The 20,422-nt window shown below is 55.1% G+C and carries 17 protein-coding genes and 3 tRNA genes; 14 read left to right on the top strand and 6 right to left on the bottom strand.

Annotated features, from left to right (window positions below):
* Nucleotides 1-74: 74 nt before the first annotated feature.
* A complete protein-coding gene (gene tgt / locus BMY44_RS06705; RefSeq protein ID WP_423219732.1) occupies nucleotides 75-1,199 on the top strand; it encodes a tRNA guanosine(34) transglycosylase Tgt in 1,125 nt (374 codons plus the stop codon).
* On the opposite strand, the gene BMY44_RS06700 is transcribed toward tgt, so the two are convergent.
* On the bottom strand, nucleotides 1,196-2,086 hold the full coding sequence (locus BMY44_RS06700) for a hypothetical protein (RefSeq protein WP_089991860.1): 891 nt from the start codon (nucleotides 2,084-2,086) through the stop codon (nucleotides 1,196-1,198). The two genes, tgt and BMY44_RS06700, sit on opposite strands and share 4 nt — an antisense overlap.
* 297 nt (nucleotides 2,087-2,383) lie before the next feature.
* Between BMY44_RS06700 and lon the strand changes: the two genes are divergently transcribed.
* The 6 genes from lon to BMY44_RS06670 all read left to right on the top strand — a co-directional run bounded on the left by lon (nucleotide 2,384) and on the right by BMY44_RS06670 (nucleotide 7,576).
* Nucleotides 2,384-4,789, top strand: a complete 2,406-nt coding sequence (lon, locus tag BMY44_RS06695; RefSeq protein WP_089991857.1) for an endopeptidase La — start codon at nucleotides 2,384-2,386, stop codon at nucleotides 4,787-4,789.
* A 143-nt stretch (nucleotides 4,790-4,932) separates the two neighbouring features.
* A complete protein-coding gene (locus BMY44_RS06690) occupies nucleotides 4,933-5,364 on the top strand; it encodes an HU family DNA-binding protein (RefSeq protein WP_089991854.1) in 432 nt (143 codons plus the stop codon).
* Between the two features lie 40 nt (nucleotides 5,365-5,404).
* Nucleotides 5,405-5,977, top strand: a complete 573-nt coding sequence (locus BMY44_RS06685; RefSeq protein ID WP_089991852.1) for a histidine phosphatase family protein — start codon at nucleotides 5,405-5,407, stop codon at nucleotides 5,975-5,977.
* A 40-nt stretch (nucleotides 5,978-6,017) separates the two neighbouring features.
* Nucleotides 6,018-6,093: transfer RNA gene (locus BMY44_RS06680), tRNA-Val, on the top strand.
* Nucleotides 6,094-6,184: 91 nt separating this feature from the next.
* Entirely contained in the window at nucleotides 6,185-7,123 is a 939-nt protein-coding gene (locus BMY44_RS06675; protein WP_089991849.1) for a pirin family protein, read from the top strand.
* A gap of 376 nt (nucleotides 7,124-7,499) precedes the next feature.
* Nucleotides 7,500-7,576 (top strand) — tRNA-Asp (locus tag BMY44_RS06670).
* A gap of 92 nt (nucleotides 7,577-7,668) precedes the next feature.
* On the opposite strand, the gene BMY44_RS06665 is transcribed toward BMY44_RS06670, so the two are convergent.
* A complete protein-coding gene (locus BMY44_RS06665; RefSeq protein WP_089991847.1) occupies nucleotides 7,669-8,439 on the bottom strand; it encodes a glucose 1-dehydrogenase in 771 nt (256 codons plus the stop codon).
* Between the two features lie 224 nt (nucleotides 8,440-8,663).
* On the opposite strand from BMY44_RS06665, the gene BMY44_RS06660 reads away from it, so the two are divergent.
* Nucleotides 8,664-8,740: transfer RNA gene (locus tag BMY44_RS06660), tRNA-Asp, on the top strand.
* A 1-nt stretch (nucleotide 8,741) separates the two neighbouring features.
* Here BMY44_RS06660 and BMY44_RS06655 read toward each other — a convergent pair.
* Both BMY44_RS06655 and BMY44_RS06650 read right to left on the bottom strand, forming a co-directional pair.
* Nucleotides 8,742-10,079 carry a S41 family peptidase gene (locus BMY44_RS06655; RefSeq protein ID WP_242650495.1) on the bottom strand — a complete coding sequence of 446 codons (1,338 nt, stop codon included), beginning with the start codon at nucleotides 10,077-10,079 and terminating at the stop codon, nucleotides 8,742-8,744.
* Nucleotides 10,080-10,131: 52 nt separating this feature from the next.
* A complete protein-coding gene (locus BMY44_RS06650; RefSeq protein ID WP_089994643.1) occupies nucleotides 10,132-11,505 on the bottom strand; it encodes a M20/M25/M40 family metallo-hydrolase in 1,374 nt (457 codons plus the stop codon).
* A 206-nt stretch (nucleotides 11,506-11,711) separates the two neighbouring features.
* On the opposite strand from BMY44_RS06650, the gene BMY44_RS06645 reads away from it, so the two are divergent.
* The 4 genes from BMY44_RS06645 to ispG all read left to right on the top strand — a co-directional run bounded on the left by BMY44_RS06645 (nucleotide 11,712) and on the right by ispG (nucleotide 16,376).
* Nucleotides 11,712-12,311: a cytochrome P460 family protein gene (locus BMY44_RS06645; protein ID WP_089991844.1), complete on the top strand. Its 600-nt coding sequence runs from the start codon at nucleotides 11,712-11,714 to the stop codon at nucleotides 12,309-12,311.
* Between the two features lie 316 nt (nucleotides 12,312-12,627).
* A complete protein-coding gene (hemA, locus tag BMY44_RS06640; RefSeq protein WP_089994642.1) occupies nucleotides 12,628-13,851 on the top strand; it encodes a 5-aminolevulinate synthase in 1,224 nt (407 codons plus the stop codon).
* A gap of 112 nt (nucleotides 13,852-13,963) precedes the next feature.
* Nucleotides 13,964-15,154: a helix-turn-helix domain-containing protein gene (locus BMY44_RS06635; RefSeq protein ID WP_089991842.1), complete on the top strand. Its 1,191-nt coding sequence runs from the start codon at nucleotides 13,964-13,966 to the stop codon at nucleotides 15,152-15,154.
* Between the two features lie 100 nt (nucleotides 15,155-15,254).
* A complete protein-coding gene (gene ispG / locus BMY44_RS06630; RefSeq protein ID WP_089991839.1) occupies nucleotides 15,255-16,376 on the top strand; it encodes a flavodoxin-dependent (E)-4-hydroxy-3-methylbut-2-enyl-diphosphate synthase in 1,122 nt (373 codons plus the stop codon).
* A gap of 9 nt (nucleotides 16,377-16,385) precedes the next feature.
* Here the strand turns inward: ispG and BMY44_RS06625 are convergent, their stop codons facing one another.
* Nucleotides 16,386-17,150 carry an MBL fold metallo-hydrolase gene (locus tag BMY44_RS06625; protein ID WP_089991835.1) on the bottom strand — a complete coding sequence of 255 codons (765 nt, stop codon included), beginning with the start codon at nucleotides 17,148-17,150 and terminating at the stop codon, nucleotides 16,386-16,388.
* Between the two features lie 63 nt (nucleotides 17,151-17,213).
* Nucleotides 17,214-17,942, bottom strand: coding sequence for a DsbA family protein (locus tag BMY44_RS06620; protein ID WP_242650494.1), 729 nt, complete (start codon nucleotides 17,940-17,942; stop codon nucleotides 17,214-17,216).
* A gap of 117 nt (nucleotides 17,943-18,059) precedes the next feature.
* Between BMY44_RS06620 and BMY44_RS06615 the strand changes: the two genes are divergently transcribed.
* Together BMY44_RS06615 and BMY44_RS06610 are read left to right on the top strand one after the other, a co-directional pair.
* Nucleotides 18,060-19,202: a pyridoxal phosphate-dependent aminotransferase gene (locus BMY44_RS06615; RefSeq protein ID WP_089991830.1), complete on the top strand. Its 1,143-nt coding sequence runs from the start codon at nucleotides 18,060-18,062 to the stop codon at nucleotides 19,200-19,202.
* Entirely contained in the window at nucleotides 19,199-20,398 is a 1,200-nt protein-coding gene (locus tag BMY44_RS06610) for an N-acetylmuramoyl-L-alanine amidase (protein WP_089991827.1), read from the top strand. Before BMY44_RS06615 ends, BMY44_RS06610 begins: the two co-directional genes overlap by 4 nt.
* Nucleotides 20,399-20,422: the final 24 nt, after the last annotated feature.

The raw sequence follows: 20,422 nt of genomic DNA, 5'->3' as shown, positions 1-20,422 counted from the left end.
TTGGGCAGAAACGCAACAGACAAATTCCGCGAAGGGGCTTTCCAAATTTCAGGCAGTGCGGCATGAGCATCTGCATGACTTTCTCTTTCTCACTTCACCACACGGACGGCAAAGCGCGTACGGGCGTGATTTCAACGCCGCGCGGCGACATCCGCACACCAGCGTTTATGCCTGTCGGCACGGCTGCAACCGTCAAGGCGATGATGCCGGAAAGCGTGGCGGCCACGGGCGCGGACATTCTGTTGGGCAATACATACCACCTGATGTTGCGCCCGACGGCAGAACGGATCGACCGGCTGGGCGGCCTTCATAAGTTCATGAATTGGGACAAACCAATTTTGACGGACAGTGGGGGCTTTCAGGTGATGAGCCTGTCTGACCTGCGCAAGCTTACTGAAGAGGGTGTTACCTTCAAATCGCACATCGATGGATCAAAGCATCATTTGACGCCGGAGCGGTCGATGGAAATACAAAAGCTTCTCGGCTCTGACATCGTGATGTGTTTCGATGAATGTCCGGCCTTGCCTGCAGATCGGTCACGCATCAACGAAAGCATGCAGTTGTCGATGCGATGGGCGCAGCGATCCCGCGATGCATTTGGCGACAGGCCTGGTCACGCGTTATTCGGAATTCAGCAAGGTGGGCTGGAAGAAGATCTGCGCGCAGAAAGTGCGGAAGCTCTGCGTGCCATTGAATTTGAAGGCTATGCAGTTGGCGGCTTGGCCGTTGGCGAAGGGCAAGAAGCAATGTTCAGCGTGCTGGATTTCGCGCCGGATCAGCTTCCGGTCGAGAAGCCTCGCTATTTGATGGGCGTCGGAAAACCGGACGACATTGTCGGTGCCGTAAAGCGGGGGATCGACATGATGGATTGCGTTCTTCCATCCCGTTCGGGTCGAACCGGTCAGGCGTTTACCCACCGCGGGGTTGTTAATATCAAGAACGCGCGCCATGCAGATGATCCGCGACCGCTGGATGCCGATTGCGCATGTCCTGCTTGCAGCAACTATTCCCGCGCCTATCTGCACCATGTGTTCAGAGCGCAAGAAATGATCTCTGGTATGCTGCTGACCTGGCACAACCTGCATTACTTTCAGGATATCATGCAGGGCATGCGTGACGCGATCGCGATTGGCAGATTTGCAGAGTGGGAGAAGACATTTCACGCAGGCCGCGCTGCTGGTGATATCGCGCCGCTTTAGGCCGCCGCAGGATTTGGTGACGGATGTGCCACGGCTGCAGAGCGCATCAGATCACCGGTAACTGAGCGATCCTCCATGTTTTGCGCACGCGCCATCAGGTGGTCTGCCTGATCGCCTACACTGTCATCCATCCAGTTGACCAGCCAATCTGTAAAACGCAATTTCTGTTGGGACTCCTTAATTCTGACGTCCCGGTATCGACCGTGTTCGATGATCTGCAAAGAAAACGTCCCGCGGTGGATTGTTTGATTGTCGTCATCGATCGTTTCGAAATCATAAGAAAAGGCTTCGTGCATGTCGAACTGCGTCATCATCTGGCGTTGTCGGTACTGCAGGAAATCGAAATGGTAAGTTGATGTACGCAAGTTCGCGTTTTTCCGGTCGAATGTCGTTGACTGCAGGGCAGGGCACCAATGCCGGTCAAGCAGGCCGGGGTCTGGCACATGTTCTGCCCAGATCGCGTAAGGTGATTGTTGCGTTCGATAGGTCGCCTGTCCAAAGAAGTCGCGTCGCGGCATCAATTTGTCGATCAGGTCAAATCGCACGCAGGCGATGATTAGAACACAGGCAATTGCAGATGTTGCGAAGGCGGCTTCTTGTGAAATCAGTGACGCGGCGGCTTGCGGCCAGACTGTAATCGTGAAGGTTGCTGCCAGCAAATCCAGTAGGAACCGCGTATCGGGCACAAAGTAAAGGATCGCAATCGGCAGCCCCATTGTCATCGCCCATGCAGCCAGCCCTGCGATCAAATCTAACCGCCATTGCATCCCGCCTACACCGATCTGTGATCCCAGCATCATCGAAATCACCGCGATCGCGATCGGGAAGGCGACGAACAGAGCATAAAGCGTCAAGCGGCGACGTTGGCGTTTGAGCAAGCGAAACATGCAATTTTTGTATCATTTGATTGAATCAGAATTTGGGAACGAATGTGGCATGCAGCACGATACGGACACATCTGCGTAATCGTTGCAGGTCAAAAATTGGTCATATGCAGTGATTTCGGATCAAAATTGACTTAATGCGAACTTGAAGCTGCCTTTCTAGACGGGCATGCTAGACGCAATAAGATAAGTGCGGTTGATTAACCTTTCGTTAGCCCCCAAATAAGGTTGCCTGACTGGAGTCACCGACGCTGCCGCAAAGCGGGGCCCGGTGCCTTGCCGCGAAAAAAGGAAAAGAGCATGCAAGAACCGTTGAGTTCGTCCTACCCCGTCCTGCCGTTGCGCGACATCGTTGTGTTTCCACATATGATCGTGCCGCTTTTTGTTGGACGGGAAAAGTCAGTCCGCGCCTTGGAAGAGGTCATGCAGGACGACAAGCAAATCCTTCTGGCCAGCCAGATCGATCCGACCGAGGACGATCCGCAGCCTGATGGCATCTTCAAAGCAGGTGTTCTTGCAAATGTCCTGCAACTGTTGAAATTGCCCGACGGCACTGTGAAGGTGCTTGTCGAAGGGCGCAGCCGTGTGCGCATTACCGAATACTTCGATAACGAGCGTTTCTTTGAGGCGTCCGCTGAATACCTGACAGAGATGCCAGGTAATCAGGATGAACTTGAGGCGCTAACGCGTTCTGTTGCAAATGAATTTGAACGCTACGCCAAGGTCAAGAAAAACATTCCTGAAGAAGCAATGGTTGCGGTTTCGGATACGACCGAACCTGCAAAGCTGGCTGACCTTGTCGCTGGTCATCTTGGGATTGAAGTTGATCAGAAGCAGGGCCTGCTTGAGACGCTTAGCGTGTCCGAACGCCTGGAAAAGGTCTTTGGCCTGATGCAGGGCGAAATGTCCGTGTTGCAGGTTGAGAAAAAGATCAAGACCCGCGTGAAGTCCCAAATGGAGCGGACGCAACGCGAATACTATCTGAATGAGCAGATGAAAGCGATCCAGAAGGAACTTGGTGACGGCGAAGAGGGCCAGAATGAAGTTGCTGAACTGGAGCAGAAGATTGCTGAAACCAAGCTGTCCAAGGAAGCACGCGAAAAGGTCGAAGCAGAGCTGAAAAAGCTTAAATCGATGTCGCCAATGTCTGCCGAAGCCACCGTTGTCCGCAATTACATGGACTGGATTCTTGGCGTTCCATGGGGCGTCAAATCGCGCACCAAGAAGGATCTTGGCCGCGCGCAAGAGGTCTTGGACAATGACCACTACGGTCTTGAAAAGGTGAAAGAACGGATCGTCGAGTATCTGGCCGTTCAGCAGCGTAGCAAGAAGCTGAAAGGTCCGATCATGTGCCTTGTCGGCCCTCCGGGTGTTGGTAAGACGTCGCTTGGCAAGTCGGTTGCAAAAGCGACGGGTCGCGAATTCATTCGCATTTCCCTTGGCGGCGTACGCGACGAGTCCGAAATTCGGGGTCACCGCCGGACCTATATCGGGTCCATGCCCGGCAAGATCATTCAGGCGCTGAAGAAGGCGAAGACCACGAACCCGCTAATCTTGCTCGATGAAATTGACAAGATGGGGCAGGACTTCCGGGGCGATCCGGCGTCTGCCATGCTTGAGGTGCTTGATCCGGAACAGAATTCGACATTCGTCGACCACTATCTTGAGGTCGAGTATGACCTGTCGAACGTGATGTTCCTGACCACGGCGAACAGCTACAATATGCCGGGACCGCTTTTGGACCGGATGGAGATCATTTCGCTGGCCGGTTACACTGAGGATGAGAAGCGTGAAATCGCCAAGCAACACCTGTTGCCGAAAGTGATGAAGAACCACGGTTTGAAGCCAAAGGAATTCAGCGTGTCCGACGATGCGTTGACAGCGATGGTGCGCGTTTACACCCGTGAAGCGGGTGTGCGTAATCTTGAGCGTGAACTTGCAAAGATCGCGCGGAAAGCCGTCACAAAGATCGTGAAGAAAGAGGCAGATGTCATTGAAGTCACACCAGAAAACCTGAGTGATTTCCTTGGCGTCGAGAAACACCGTTTTGGTTTGGCCGAGGAAGAGGATCAGGTCGGTGTTGTCACCGGGCTTGCCTGGACATCCGTCGGCGGGGAGCTTTTGAACATCGAAGCCCTGCGCCTGCCTGGTAAAGGACGGATGAAAACAACTGGTAAGCTGGGCGACGTGATGAAAGAATCCATCGACGCCGCGTCTTCCTATGTGCGTTCGATCGCGCCGGAAATCGGTGTAAAGCCACCTAAATTCGACACGATCGACATTCACGTTCACGTGCCAGATGGCGCAACGCCGAAAGATGGCCCATCTGCGGGTCTGGCAATGGTGACATCTATTGTGTCCGTGCTGACCGGCATTCCGGTGCGCAAAGACATCGCCATGACAGGTGAAGTCTCATTGCGCGGCAACGCCATGCCGATTGGTGGTCTGAAGGAAAAACTGCTTGCCGCATTGCGGGGCGGTATCAAGACTGTTCTGATCCCGACCGACAATGAAAAGGATCTGCCCGAGATCCCGGACAACGTGAAGGAAGGGCTGACGATCATCCCGGTCAAGCATGTATCCGAGGTCTTGGAAAACGCGCTTGTGAGAAGGCCAGAGCCGATTGAGTGGGACGAGGCCGCAGAAGAAGCTGCCGCTGCCGCCATGAAGAAGGACGATGGTGGTCTGGGTGCTGGCGTTCACTAAGCACAACACATAGAACTGGGAAGGCGCGGAAATTCCGCGCCTTTCTTCGTTTCTGCTTGTGCAACAGTGCTGAAGAATGTTTCTGATGCGGTAACAATTCGCGTGCGTTCAGGGTACCTTCGCCTCAACCAGCAGGAGCAGCCATGTCACCCAAATCAAGCAAGCCGACGACCGATGCGTCTGGCACAGTTAAACTCAAAGCTGTGACGCCGCCCACCCAGTCCGCCAAACCCGCTGCGCAGCCAGCAGGAAAGACGCCAACGATTGTCAGCGGTGCGACACCTGTCGTTGCAAAGACGGTAATCAAGAAGCCCGAGTTCCTTGAAAGGGCCGTCGCGCGCACAGACGTCAAGAAGCGTGATGCCAAACCCGCTATCGAAGCGGCGCTTGCCGAACTGGCAGAACTTCTTGCCGATGGAAATGATTTGAACCTGCCGCCACTTGGAAAATTCAAGGTGGTAAAGTCAAAGGATATTGGGGACGGTGCGCAAGTGCTAACGCTCAAACTGCGTACGATGAAGGATTCCGCCGGTGGGTCCGAAATGCCCGGCGTGACGCCAGTGTTTGAAGACTGATTTCTCTCCAAGACCTGACAATTCTTCCAAGGCAGTATCCATGCCATATCCGGAACTCTATATCCTGCGCCATGGCGAAACCATTTGGAATGCCGAAGGACGCATGCAGGGCGCACTCAATTCGCCGCTGACCGAACGGGGCAAAGGGCACGCGACAAAGCAGGCTGCCTTACTCTCAGATATTGATCTGACGGGTTTTCAGATCTTGTGCAGCCCGCAAGGGCGCGCGTTTGAGACAGCCTCCATCGCGCTTGCTCGAAAAGTGCCGTTCATCCGCACTGATGACAGATTATGTGAAATCGGCGTCGGTGACTGGCAAGGTAAGCTGCGGCATGAGTTGCAACCCGATCAACCGCTCGATGATGGTCCAGACGGGCCAGTTGGACTTTATGAATTGGCACCGAACGGCGAGGGTTTCGAAAGGCTCGAAGCACGCTGTTTGGGGTTTCTGTCCGATCTGGCATCTCCGGCGGTTCTTGTGACGCATGGGATCACCAGTCGGATGCTGCGGTCCATCATTGTCGGAAGAGGACGGTCCGGTGTCGCCGAAATGCCGGGTGGTCAGGGGAATATTTTCCATCTGAAGAATGGTGTGCAAAAGCAGCTTGGATAGGGTTGCATTGCTATCCGCAATGGCCTAAATCGGCGCGAGCGGGTGATTAGCTCAGTTGGTAGAGCGCTTCCTTTACACGGAAGATGTCGGGAGTTCGAGCCTCTCATCACCCACCATCCTTTCAATTTATCAACACATCCTGTTCGCTTACAGGGATTTGCGTCATCTGTCGTGCTGATTAAGGTCATTGGTAGTTAGGAGACGCACATGAGCTGGAATCCCGCCCTAGATCCACATTGCCCCATTGGTGATGAAGTAGATGCCATCGAAACCGTAATCGTCCCGCGCGCCCGCGACATTGGTGGATTTGAGGTGCGCCGCGCCTTGCCCGCCCCAAGGCGGCAGATGGTCGGCCCTTTCATCTTTTTCGATCAGATGGGTCCGGCTGAATTTTTGACAGGGCAGGGTATCGACGTGCGCCCGCATCCCCATATCGGTTTGGCAACTGTGACGTATCTTCTGAAAGGTACTATCCATCACCGTGACAGCCTTGGCACCGACCAGTGGATCGCGCCGGGTGAGGTCAACCTTATGATCGCTGGTAACGGGATTACACATTCAGAGCGGATTGACGGAGAGGTGCGCCAGAAACCGCAGAGTCTTTTTGGTCTTCAGACATGGCTTGCGCTTCCGGACAAGAAGGAAGATATGGCCGCTGACTTCATTCATGCCGGACGCGACGCGCTGCCTTTGCTTGAAGCTGAGGGCAAGCAAGTGCGTCTGATCCTTGGTGAAGCCTACGGTGAACAGGCTGCCGTGGCGACACCGTCCGAGGCGTTCTACATGGACGTCACACTTGATCCTGACGCCGCAATACCGCTTCCGTCGAATCACGAAGACCGTGGTGCCTACGTGTTGAGTGGCAGCGTGACGGTCGCGGGCCAGACATTTGATGGCGGAAAGATGATGGTTTTCCGACCAGAAGACAGCATTAGTATGAAAGCCGGTCCCGAAGGTGCCCGATTGATGCTTTTGGGTGGGGCTACAATGGAAACAGAGCGTTTCATTTGGTGGAATTTCGTGGCATCAAGCAGGGATAGAATTGACGCCGCCAAAGAGGCGTGGCGTGCAGGTGACTGGAAACATGGACGTTTTCAGCTTCCACCCGGCGACGATGAAGATTTTATTCCGCTACCTGACCGTTAGACATGTCTATTTAGATAGGTGTCGTAAAATTGGTTCACGGGCCATAACAATCTCAACCCGAGTCGGAAGTTTCTATTCCATTTCAAGCTAGGGTTGTGACAGTTGACGTAAAGGTAACGGTGGCCAACAAAGTGTCGTTATCAGTGAGTACGGCCATCGCGGTTTTGTTGTAAATGGTAACGTAGGCCTTGCCTACGTCGGTTGGAACAGGGTGTAGTGCTGATCTGCTGGGTCGTGCTGCGCCCTGCTTCCATTTCTTCCCCACATTTTCCGGTGAAAACTTCCAAGATTTCTGCGCTTGTCGCTTGACGGGTTTCGCGCCCTTGCATAGAAGCGCAGAACGAGCAGGCGCACGCGTCCGTTCGGATGCAGATGCGCGGTTGTAGCTCAGTTGGTTAGAGTACCGGCCTGTCACGCCGGGGGTCGCGGGTTCGAGCCCCGTCAACCGCGCCACATCTGAAAAAAGCCCCCCGAATTCGGAGGGCTTTTTTGTTTTTTAAACGTTGCACGTCCTGTGGTTTGGATGCAGACCCGCTTGCAGCTTGTTACTGCGCAACAAATCCGCCATCCACGGGAACCGCCGCTCCAGTGACGAAGCTGGCTTTGGATGAACAGAGCCAAAGGATCAGGTCAGCGACTTCCTCGACACGCCCAATCCGGCCAATCGGGTGCAACGGGTCCATCATTTCCGACGAAGACTGGCTCCCGGCGGTGGCTTGACTGGCGAGCGAGTCAAGCATGCGCGTGTCGATGCCGCCCGGACACACAGCGTTCACGCGCACGCCTTGCGTGCCATATTCAAGCGCGGCGTTTTTTGTCAGCCCGATGACACCGTGTTTGGATGCGACATAAGGGGACAGACCTGGAAAGCCGATTAGCCCTGCAACTGAAGACAAATTGACGATTGCTCCGCCACCAGTGTTGAGCATGGCGTCGATTTCCGCCTGCATACATAGAAACGTGCCTTTGAGGTTAACAGCGATGATGTTGTCAAAGTTTTCTTTGGTTTGATCCTTGAATGGTAGGATTTTGCCTTCGATGCCGGCATTATTCACGGCGCAATCAAGTCTCCCAAAGGTCTTGACTGTCGCAGAGATCAACTTTGAAACAGCGTCCGTATTTGAGACGTCGGCCGCAAGAAAACTGGCTTTGCCACCAGCCTGTTCGATCATGTTGGCAGTTTCCTCGCCACCTTCAATGTCGATGTCCGACACCATGACATTTCCACCGTCACCCGCAAACGCAAGCGCCGTCGCGCGTCCGATGCCTGCAGCTGCCCCGGTGATCAAGACAGCTTGTTCATCAAATTGTCCCATGGTTTTGCCTCACATATGTATGTCCAATGTGAATGAGACTAATGTCTGTGTGAGATGCTGACTTGAGGAATATCAAAGCGCGCGGGCTTGATTGTGCCCAAGAAAGTCGGATTTTGCCCCAGACAGGTAACCTTCCGTGGTTGGTTGAAATGCGATGCAGAATTCGAAACCTGCCAAATCACACTTGACGCACTTCACCCCTTCGCCTAATCCGCAACTCACGCGCGGTTGTAGCTCAGTTGGTTAGAGTACCGGCCTGTCACGCCGGGGGTCGCGGGTTCGAGCCCCGTCAACCGCGCCACTTAATTTCCAAGCTCAGCCGCTTTCGCAAATGCTGCTGCAAGGACGGGATCACGCCCTGCAAGATACTGTGGCGTTTCAAATGCAATCGGCAGATCCGGCGGAATTCCTACACCTTCGAATAACTGTCCATCCATGGTCAGATATGTCTGGTTTGAAAGGCCGAGCCCCCAGCCGTTGGGCAGCATAAACCCCATGACGTCCGACAACCCGCCGCTCGTTTCTTCGCCCATGGTGACCACATGCGGGATTTCCCGCATGGCCAGCGTCAGAATTTCTGCCGCACTGCCAGTCAGGTTCGATGTCAATAAAACGACAGGTCGCCCGTCTGCCGAGTCGTCAAACGGTTCCAGAATGGCGGTGAACGGAGCCGATTGCGTCTCACCCGTTCGAGTTGTCTTGATGAAGACAGGGCGCGGTTCATCAATAAAGTGGCTGGCGACACCAAAGGATACCGTATCTGACCCGCCCGGGTTGTAGCGGATATCGATCACCAGTGATCGCGCATCAGCGAGACGTCTAAGAACCTCATCAAAGGCATTGGCCATCGCGTCCGTGCTGTTACCACCTAATGGTATAGCGACATCCATCTCACGGATCATGATGAACCCAGTGCCATCTCCGCGAAGCCCGTAGAAGATCGGCGCGTTTGCGGCTTGTGTCAGCGTCGTACCTGCGTTCGCAATCGCAATGTTGCGCAGAATGTTCCGGTTTAGACTTTCACCCTCTGGAATCCAGTCAGGTCTTGTGGCTGGAGAAGCGTAGCCCGTTTGATCTGTGCCGAAATGAACATGTCCGTCATCTATGCCCTCCATCATATGTAAGAGGAGGTTTGTCAGTTCAGCGTCGTCCAGTTGCGCGTCTGGAGCAGGGGCGCGCTCCCGGCGCGCTGCCCAATCGACGCCGTGAAGGTCGAAGAAAGCATAGTTTTCATCCATTGCCGTCCAGACCGCATCAAAGACTGCGCGTGCCGTAGCAGCTTGCGGATTGGGCCTGCTGCAGCGTTCCGGTGTCTGGTCGATCCGCGCGTAGCGCTGATGGTCGAGCGTCCCGTCAACAACCAGTTGAAGCGTGTTCGTATCGATCAGTTCGATCTTTGCGCTTTCAAGTATTTCCACGAGTTTCAAATGCGCGGGAAAGGATAGCACTTCCAGACAGCTGTGCGATGTTTCGCTGAATAGGGTCGCTTTCAGCGGTGTGAGTTCCAGAATGGACCCGCCCGTTTCGGCACGCCACGCGCCACGTTGTGCGCTGTCAGGCATGTAGATGACCCAAGAGACTGCAATCACAGCCGCGATGCTGCCAATGATGTAGACGAAATACTTCAGAACCCGCTGCACACCATTTCCTCAATCCCTGACCGCATGAAGGGCGCGGTTGGTTAGCCTGTTTCTACTGCGTAAGATTGTGCAGGATGCGCGCCCACGAACGAATGCCCTTGTGAAACGACGACAGGTCGTATTTTTCGTTTGGTGAATGAATTTGATCGTCATCCTTACCGAACCCGATCAGCATCGCATCCATATCCAGAACAGTCTTGAAATATCCGGCAATTGGAATCGAGCCGCCGCACCCGACATAGGCTGCTGCATTTGGCCATTCGTCCGAAAGCGCATCGCGCGCCTTTTCGAACGCCGGGTGTGTCGTGCTCATCTGTCCTGCCGGCCCTGCACCGTGGTCTTTGAAGGAAACACTGCAGTCTGCAGGGATCATGTCAGACACCATTTTGCGAAACTTCTTGCGAATAGCAAAAGGATCCTGCGTCCCGACGAGCCGAAAGCTGATCTTGGCACTGGCCTTGGACGGCAGCACTGTCTTGAAACCGTCACCGGTATAGCCAGACGTCATGCCGTTCACTTCGCACGTCGGGCGTGACCAGATCATTTCGAGCGGGCGGCGACCCTTTTCACCTGCAGGGATGGACAAACCCACTTCGCCAAGAAAGTCCTTTTCGTCGAATTTCAGATCATCCCAAGCGGCGGCCAGTTCGTTGGAGAGTTCAGGCACACCATCGTAGAAGTCGGGTACGGTTATCCGTCCACCTTCATCGTGAAGCGACGCGATTACTTTCGCCAGAACCCGGGCCGGATTCATTGCAATCCCGCCATAGCTGCCCGAATGCAAATCCTTGTTCGGGCCAGTGATCGTCAGTTCTTCGCCAAGCAAGCCACGCAACTGGGTGATGATGGCCGGCGTGCTGTCGCCATACAGTCCCGTGTCACAGATCAAAGCGATGTCTGCTTTGAGTTCTTCTGCATTTTCTTCCATGAAAGGCACCAAAGAAGGGGAGCCCGATTCCTCTTCCCCTTCAAAGAAGAGACTGATGTTTGTCGGCAGCGCACCGTGCACGTCTTTCCAAGCGCGGCATGCCTCGACAAATGTCATCAACTGTCCCTTGTCATCTGATGATCCGCGCCCTCGGATGACTTTACCGGTTGGCAGATTTTCGACCTGTGGATCGAAAGGATCGCGATCCCAAAGTTCAGGCGGGTCGACCGGCTGCACGTCATAATGCCCGTAGAACAGAACATGTGGTCCTTCACCGCCGGAATGGGCGACCACCATCGGGTGCCCTGGCGTCGGGCGCTTGCTGACCTGGAAACCGATACTTTCAAGATCGGCGACCAGCCAGTCTGCCGCGCGGTCACATTCCGCCTTGTAGGCTGGATCGGTCGAGATCGAGGGGATGCGCAGCAAATCAAGCAGACGCTCTGTTGCGGCGGGCAGTTCGGCGTCGATGCGATCAAGAACTGGTTCAAGTGTCATGTGCGGGCCTTTCTTAAGATACAGTGCATGTTTGGGGGAAACAGTCACAGGCTGCAATGTCGCAAATATTTCAATCAATCTGCGACATTCTCACGCAGGATCGCGTGAACGTGAAATACGTGCGGCTAGGCAGATGAACGCGCTTCTGTTTAGTCTACGAAGGTATACGCAAGTGTTCAGCAGAGAAAATCCAACAGGAGATCCACATGCAATCCCTACTGCTCAAGACCGCAGGTGCGGCCTGCTTTGTCTTAACTGCCAGCACCGTGGCCCATGCACAGGATTGCACGTTTGATCCTGACAAGGATTTCTTTGATTTTGAACAGGCAGAGGTTGATGCGCTTTATTCCTGCGTGAGCGACCGCCTTGCTGAAGCCTATGCAAAGGAAGGCGATGAAATCGGCACCGTCTATCGTGACTGGGGCGTAACCGCGACGGGGCCGGCGGCACCTGGTGCGCATAGCAATCGTTTCCTTCTGACATTTGCAAACGATGTCGCGTATGAAACTTACGTTCAGTATGGATTTGGCGATGATTTCTCGATGCCAGTTGGGTCGGTTCTGGCAAAAGAATCCTATAGCTTGACGAAAGAAGGTGAACCGCGTCCGGGGCCGCTCTTTATTATGACCAAGGTCGAAGCTGGCGGAGAGGCCGAAGAGTTTGGCAATTGGGTCTATTCTGCAGTTCGCACCAACGGCAAGCCGATGGGAATCCAGCAGGGTTTCTGTCATGGCTGCCATTCCGCTTTTGCGGATCAGGACAGTATGGGCTATCCGGATCGCGACGTGCGTTTCGAAACGAACTGATTTCCCGCGCATCGGATAATCTGCCCCGACCGGGTCAATTGGTCGGGCAGATGCGTTTTCCACAGTCAGGATTTCCGCCATATCGTGGGCGTCCCGATTGCGATATTCTCACATCAGATCAGTTGTGAGTTGCCCGTGACATAGCGGGACTTGATTCACATCAAACCTTTACACGCCCCGGCTGCTAAAGTGCGGCGACTTGGGGCGACAACTTGTAGCGTATTGCCCACAGGGTATGCGCCCTATATGAGACCTAGAACTGTTCCAAATTGGGGTCTGGTCCCCCGGAACTGCTGCGAAGATGAAGGAAAGTGCCTTGGACTATACTGCGTCGCTCGATCAGGCCCTGAACCGCTTGCATGACGAGGGCCGTTACCGCACGTTCATTGATATCGAACGGACGCGGGGGCAATTCCCGCATGCAGTCTGGAACAAGCCAGACGGAAGCACAGCACCTGTCACAGTTTGGTGCGGGAACGACTATCTGGGCATGGGCCAGCACCCCGTCGTGCTTGAAGCCATGCATGAAGCGATTGATGCAACGGGTGCGGGCTCTGGCGGGACACGCAATATTTCAGGCACCACCGTCTACCACAAGCGGCTCGAGGCCGAATTGGCTGATTTGCATCAGAAAGAAGCGGCACTTCTTTTCACGAGCGCCTACATCGCCAACGACGCGACGTTGTCGACACTTCCCAAGCTGTTCCCGGGGCTGATCATCTATTCTGACGCACTCAACCACGCATCGATGATCGAAGGTGTGCGGCGCAATGGCGGCGCAAAGCGTATTTTCCGGCACAATGATCTCGAACACCTGCGCGAACTTCTTGCTGCGGATGATCCTGACGCTCCAAAGGTCATCGCGTTTGAATCGATCTATTCAATGGATGGCGATTTCGGCCCGATCAAGGAAATCTGCGATCTGGCCGATGAATTCGGGGCGCTGACCTACATCGACGAAGTGCATGCTGTCGGTATGTATGGGCCTCGCGGCGGCGGTGTTGCAGAACGCGACGGGTTGATGGAGCGTATAGACATCATCAATGGAACATTGGCCAAGGCTTATGGCGTGATGGGGGGATATATCGCAGCATCGGCCAAGATGTGCGACGCGATCAGATCCTATGCGCCGGGGTTCATCTTTACGACGTCACTGACGCCAAGTGTTGCGGCAGGTGCCGCCGCAAGCGTCAGACATCTGAAAACAGACCAGGCCTTGCGTGAACGGCATCAAACGCAAGCCAGCATCCTAAAGCTGCGGCTGAAGGGTCTGGGCTTGCCGATTATCGACCATGGCAGTCACATCGTTCCAGTAATTGTCGGCGATCCGGTCCACACCAAGAAACTTTCGGACATGCTGTTGAACGATTTCGGTATTTACGTGCAACCAATCAACTATCCGACAGTGCCACGCGGGACAGAGCGTTTGCGCTTTACACCGTCCCCAGTACACGGCCCGAAAGAGATGGATTCGCTCGTTTCTGCAATGGACAATCTTTGGTCACATTGTGCGCTGAATCGCGCCGAACTTGCCGGGTAAGCTTTCTGCAAGTGCATCCAAATTAGCGTTATGCTACAACTTATTCAGGAATCAGTGTGTACGATTCGTCGTTTCACTGCGTTTCTGGGGGCAAGCGGGCAACGGGACAGGCATGATCGTAAAGAGCTTCAGACGCGCAAAGGCTGCTGAGGACGTCGAGACTAAAGGTTTCGACGCCTTTGAGTTGCGCCTTGGCGATTTGATGCGCGGCGAACGTGCAACAATGGGCAAGAGCCTGCTTGATGTGCAGCGCGAACTTAAGATCAAAGCCGCGTATATTGCCGCGATCGAGAATTCCGACCCTTCTGCATTCGATACACCAGGATTTATCGCCGGATATGTGCGTTCTTATGCACGTTATCTGCACATGGATCCTGATTGGGCATTCGAAAAATTCTGCAAGGAAAGCGGATTTGCGACGGCGCACGGCATGTCAGCTGCAGCCTCGGCAGCGAAACCGGCCCGCAATGCTAGTCAATCCCCCCTTGGCAAAGACATCTTCGCATCTTCCGCAACGCCGTTTATCCCGGCCCGTGACGCGATGTTTTCACGGATCGAACCCGCTGCGATTGGTTCTGTGTTCGTTTTGGTCGCCTTGATCGGCGGACTTGGCTATGGCGGTTGGTCCGTCTTGCAAGAGGTGCAAAAAGTTCAATTCGCACCGGTCGAACAGACGCCAACGGTCATTTCTGATCTCGATCCTTTGGCTGGCGGAGGAACAGGCATTTCTGCACCGGCAGAAGATACATTGGCGAACTTGACGGCTCCCTCACCGGAAGCATTGGATCGCCTGTATCGCCCTCAAGCGCTTGAGGTCCCCGTTCTGGTTGCACGTGATGCGCCGATTTCTACGCTTGTACCCGGGAGTTTTGGTGCCGTTGAATCGCCGACTGACGGAATTGACGCCGCCTTGGCGCAGGCCGTCGCGGAAAACACCGGCCCTGCTGTTCAGGTCAATGAAGGCCCGATCGCCGAAGTTGCACTTGTCGCGGTTCGCCCGGCTTGGGTGCGGGTCCGCTCTGCCGATGGATCTGTGATCTATGAAGGGATCATGGACAAGGGCGATACATTTGAACTTCCAGCAACCGAAGATCCAGCCACCTTGCGCGTCGGCGAAAGCGGCGCGATCTATTTTGCTGTCAACGGAACACATTATGGTCCCGCTGGTCCAAATGGCACTGTGACATCAAACCTTGCGCTCGACAGCTCTAGCCTGAAAGAGGCCTACGCAGTCGCGGATCTGAACAGCGACAATGACTTGGCAGCTGTTGTGAATGTGGCCGAGGTTTCGGTTTCCGAATAATCCCTGCTTGATGTAGGCCAAATGCCGCAACCCCGTTGCCGTTCAATCGGTGCGCGCATAGATTGGCAACAAGCGAAACGTATGCCAAAGGCTTCAACTGATGTCCCTCAATCATATCCGCCCTTGGCGCAACATCTACCGGCGCAAATCCCGGCAAATCATGGTTGGCAACGTGCCAGTCGGTGGCGATGCGCCGATTACCGTCCAGACGATGACCAACACGCTGACCACTGACGTTAAGGCGACCATCGACCAGGTGAACGCTGCGACAGAAGCTGGTGCCGATATCGTCCGTATTTCTGTGCCTGATGAGGCATCGAGCAAAGCGCTGAAAGAAATCGTGGCGAACGTCAGTGTGCCCATCGTGGCCGATATCCACTTTCACTATAAACGCGGGATTGAGGCTGCAGAAGCCGGTGCCGCATGTCTGCGTATCAATCCCGGCAACATCGGTGATGAGAAGCGTGTCAAAGAAGTCATCAGAGCAGCGCGGGATCATAACTGTTCAATCCGCATCGGGGTCAACGCAGGATCGCTTGAAAAGCATTTGCTCGACAAATATGCCGAACCGACACCCGAAGCGATGGTCGAAAGCGGTCTGGATCACATCAAGATCTTGCAGGATAATGATTTTCACGAGTTCAAGATCAGCTGCAAGGCATCTGACGTCTTCATGGCTGCCGCAGCGTATCAGCAACTGGCAGAGGCGACGGACGCGCCGATCCACCTTGGCATCACCGAGGCTGGTGGTTTGACGTCCGGCACGATTAAATCTGCGATTGGACTTGGAAACCTTCTTTGGATGGGTATCGGTGACACGATCCGCGTGTCGCTGTCCGCCGATCCGGTCGAAGAGGTGAAGGTCGGTTACGAGATATTGAAATCACTCGGCCTACGCCATCGCGGCGTCAACATCATCTCCTGTCCGTCTTGCGCACGGCAAGGATTTGACGTCATCAAGACAGTCGAGACCCTTGAAAAGCGACTTGAACACATCAAGACACCCATGTCTCTTTCGATTATTGGCTGTGTCGTAAACGGACCTGGTGAAGCCCTAATGACCGATGTCGGTTTCACAGGTGGCGGGGCAGGGTCGGGCATGGTCTATCTTGCGGGCAAGCAAAGCCACAAGATGGACAACGGCCAGATGGTCGATCACATCGTCGCGCAGGTCGAAAAAAAGGCGGCAGAGCTTGAGGCTGCTGCCGCCGCGGCCGAATAGGCCGGTCTTTTAGCCGTACCATCCACCCATTTTTGCTTCGATGCCATCGGCAAGCATATCCGCGAATTCCTGCGGGTCCTGCGTTCCGTTGTCCCGTCCGCGATAATGGTAGGGGTATACGTATGTGGGTGCGAATTCGCTCACAGCTGACGCTGCAGACTCCGCGTCCATGGTGAACGGCAAATTCATGCAAACAAACGCCAGATCGATGTTCTCTAGCGCGCGCATTTCGGGAATATCTTCCGTGTCGCCGGAAATGTAGATACGCATGTCGTCAACTGTCAGAACGTATCCATTATCACGCCCTTGCGGGTGAAAGTTCAAGCGATCTTCCGTGATGTTGTAGGCTGGAATCGCGTCTACCGAAACGTCACCGAGGCCACCGTTTTCCCCGTTGGCCAAGGACGTGGCCTTCGCGCGCATTTCTTCGGACATCATGTCGAAAACCGCAGGATTGGTGATCATGGTCGTGCTTTCGCCGACGACAGCTCCCAAAGTTGCTTCATCATAGTGATCGCCGTGTTCATGTGTAATCAGAACAAAATCGGCTGCCGGTTTGTCGGCGTAAAGATCCGCGTCACCCACCGGGTCGACATAGATTACACCTGACGGAGTCTCCATCACAAATGATGCGTGTGAAATCGGATGGATCGCGACTTCACCATTGGCTGTCGGGAACACATTGGCGGCATGGCCGTCGGCGCGTGCAGCGAATGGCAGTACTGTCAAAGCAGCAGTGCCGGTCACAAGGAATTGGCGTCGTGTGGGTGTCATGGGGGACTCCATTGTCAGGATTTACACCTCATAACCTAGGCCCTGCGGCAGAATGTCCAGCCCTCAGCCACGCACTGCTGCAACTATTTGCTGCATCTGGTCGAGCGGGACGTAACCGCGCAGCATCTGATCCTCAACCACGAAAGTTGGCGTGCCGCTGATGCGCATCCGCTGTGCAAGGGCACGGTTGTTGTTGATGATGGTGGTGACCTCGTTGCTTTCCATCTCTGCAAAGACAGCGTCGGTATCAAGGCCGAACGCTTCGCCGATCCGTTGGAGCGATGCTTCCGAAATATTGCCTTCGAATTCCATCAATGTGGAATGGACATCATCGTAGGCCTCATCGCCTGCTACCATCCGCGTCGCGATCGCAAACCGCGAGGCGAGTATTGATTCTTCACCAAGGATCGGGAACTCCTTGATTATGTAGCGAATATTGCCATCGCCGGATACAAGCTCTGACACTTCAGGGTAGGCGCGTTTGCAGAATCCGCAGCGGTAATCCATAAACTCGACGATCGTTATATCGCCATCCGGATTGCCACCGACAAAGGACGTCGGATCGTTGAACAACGCATCCGCATTTGCCTGAGCAAGCGCCACATCAGCCTGCACTTGCGCTTCTTGTTCGCGCTGTTCAAGGATCCCGATAGCTTCCATTAGCACTTCGGGATTTTCAAGCAGATAGGCTCTTACCTCAGCCCGGAAAGCTTCGCGTTCGGCGTCGGTCATCTCTTGCGCGGCAAGCGGCGTAGCCAAAGCAAAGGTCAGGGCGAGTAATAGCAGGCGCATGATGTCTCTCATATTCTTAGTCGGGGCAGTCAGACCACATTGGGGCCAGAGAGCCAAGGTCCATTGCGTAACAACTCTTCCCTTGGCATCAATGGGCCAAAGCATAAGAGGCGAGGAATGCGAACATCAACCCGCGGTGACGTCGATCCCTTCATTGTGATGGATGTCATGGAAGCGGCCCGTCAGGCCGAAGCAGCAGGTCGGCACATCATCCATATGGAAGTCGGTCAGCCCGGAACCGGCGCACCGGTTGCTGCCCGTGCAAAGCTGGTGGATGAATTGAGCCATCCTCTGGGTTATACGGTTGGCCTTGGCCTGCCGGAATTGCGGGCGCGCATCGCGCAGCACTACCAGGACTGGTACGGCGTCACCGTTGACCCCAAACGTATCGTGATCACCAGCGGTGCTTCGGGGGCATTCCTGCTTGCGTTTTCGGCACTTTTCGACAATGACGCGCGCGTCGGTCTGGGATTGCCCTGCTATCCGTCATATCGCCATATCCTCAAGGCCGTCGGCCTGCGTGCAGTCGAAATACGCACAACGCCGGAGGGTCGCTACCAGCCGCGACCGGACGACGTCGCCGCGCATGACCTTGACGGACTGATCGTCGCTTCACCCGCCAATCCGACCGGCACAATGCTTGACAGGTCTGCGCTTAGCGCGCTTGCAGAGGCGTGCGAGGCCAGCGATGCCGCCTTCATTTCTGACGAAATCTATCATGGCATTGATTATGACAAGAAACCCGTCACAGCGTTGGAGGTGACGGATGATGTGTATGTCATCAATTCATTTTCCAAGTACTTTTCGATGACGGGTTGGCGTGTCGGCTGGATGGTCGTCCCGAAGGCGCATGTGCGCCGTGTCGAACGACTTGCGCAAAACATGTTCATCTGCGCCCCGCATGCTTCGCAACGGCTTGCACTGCACGCGATGGACTGCGCGGAAGAGTTGGACGCCAACAGGTCGGTATATGCGCAAAACCACCAATTAATGCAGGTTGGATTGCGCGAAGCGGGCTTTGACAAGTTCGCTCCACCTGATGGTGCATTCTACATTTATGCCGACGTATCCGAATGGACCGACGATGCACGGGCATTCGCAGCGGAAATCTTGGATGAAGCCGGAGTTGCGGTAACGCCAGGCCTCGACTTTGATCCACACGACGGACATCACTGGCTGCGCTTTTCTTATGCCCGGTCGACAAAGGATATCATTGAGGGGCTGAAGCGGTTACAAGACTTCATGGCAAAGCGCACATGATGCGCACGGCTCTTGTCTTCATTTTTTGCGCAAATGCGCTTTGGGCGCAGGAATTCAGCGCACTTGCGCGGATTGATCCGGCGCGCAGTCAGGTCACCGATGCAGGTCGCGCCCTGCAGATTGATTTGCACCTCAGTCAAACGGTGCCATATCGGGTCTTCACTTTGGATGAACCGCTACGTCTTGTGCTGGATTTTCGCGAAGTCGATTGGTCCGGCATCAGCCGGGAACAGTTGCTGACAGCCGAAGCCGTCACTGATTTGCGCTTTGGCGGATTTCGTCCTGGCTGGTCGCGCATGGTCGTGGATCTTGCTGTCCCGATGGTTCTTGAAACGGCAGGCATGACAGTCGACACATCGGGAGGATCGGCGCATTTGCAATTGATCCTGACGCCCACGGATGCTGATACGTTCGCCCAGCAGGCAGGTGCGCCGCCAGATAATGACTGGGCCAATCTTGCGCCAAGCTTACCTGCGCCGACGCCGGATGATGGCCCGCTAACCGTTGTCATTGATCCAGGCCACGGCGGCATTGATCCGGGTGCTGAGCGAGGCGGGTTGATCGAGGCAGATTTAATGCTGCAACTCGGGATCGAAGTCGTCGAAGCGTTGAACCGTCAGGGCGGGGTGCGTGCAATTCTGACCCGCGAAAGCGACCTTTTCGTGCCTCTGGAAGAACGGATGACGATCGCCAGGGCCGCTGGAGCTGATCTGTTCATCTCGCTGCATGCAGACGCGCTCGAGGAAGACGAGGCGCGCGGCGCGTCCGTGTATACGCTAAATGCCGAGGGGCAGGACCGCGCGGCGCAGCGAATGGCTGAACGGCACGAACGGGGGGATCTGCTTGCCGGCCTGGATCTCAGTGGAACGGATGACAGGGTGGCAACCGTCCTGATGGATATGGCGCGGGCTGAAACCGGACCAAAGGGCGAACGGTTTGCCGGAACACTCGTTGCGGCCTTGCGTGAAAACGGGGCCCGTCTCAATTCACGCCCGCGCCGCGAGGGACGTTTGGCTGTCCTCAGCGCAGCGGATTTCGCGTCTGTCCTTGTCGAAGTCGGATTTTTGTCGTCGGCAGGTGATCGTGAACAGCTTCGCACCGCAGAGGGTCGCGCACCGATTGTTGCTGCGCTTTTGCAAGCCGTGCAACACTGGGTCGTGGACGAGGCGACGCGCGATGCGTTGATACGCCAGTGACGGATGAACGCAGTCATGAGAAAT

It is taken from the genome of Cognatiyoonia koreensis (assembly GCF_900109295.1).
In the GTDB taxonomy this organism is placed as follows: Bacteria; Pseudomonadota; Alphaproteobacteria; order Rhodobacterales; family Rhodobacteraceae; genus Cognatiyoonia; species Cognatiyoonia koreensis.
Note: the sequence above shows the minus strand (reverse complement) of the source record. Positions and strands in the feature narration are given on the sequence as shown.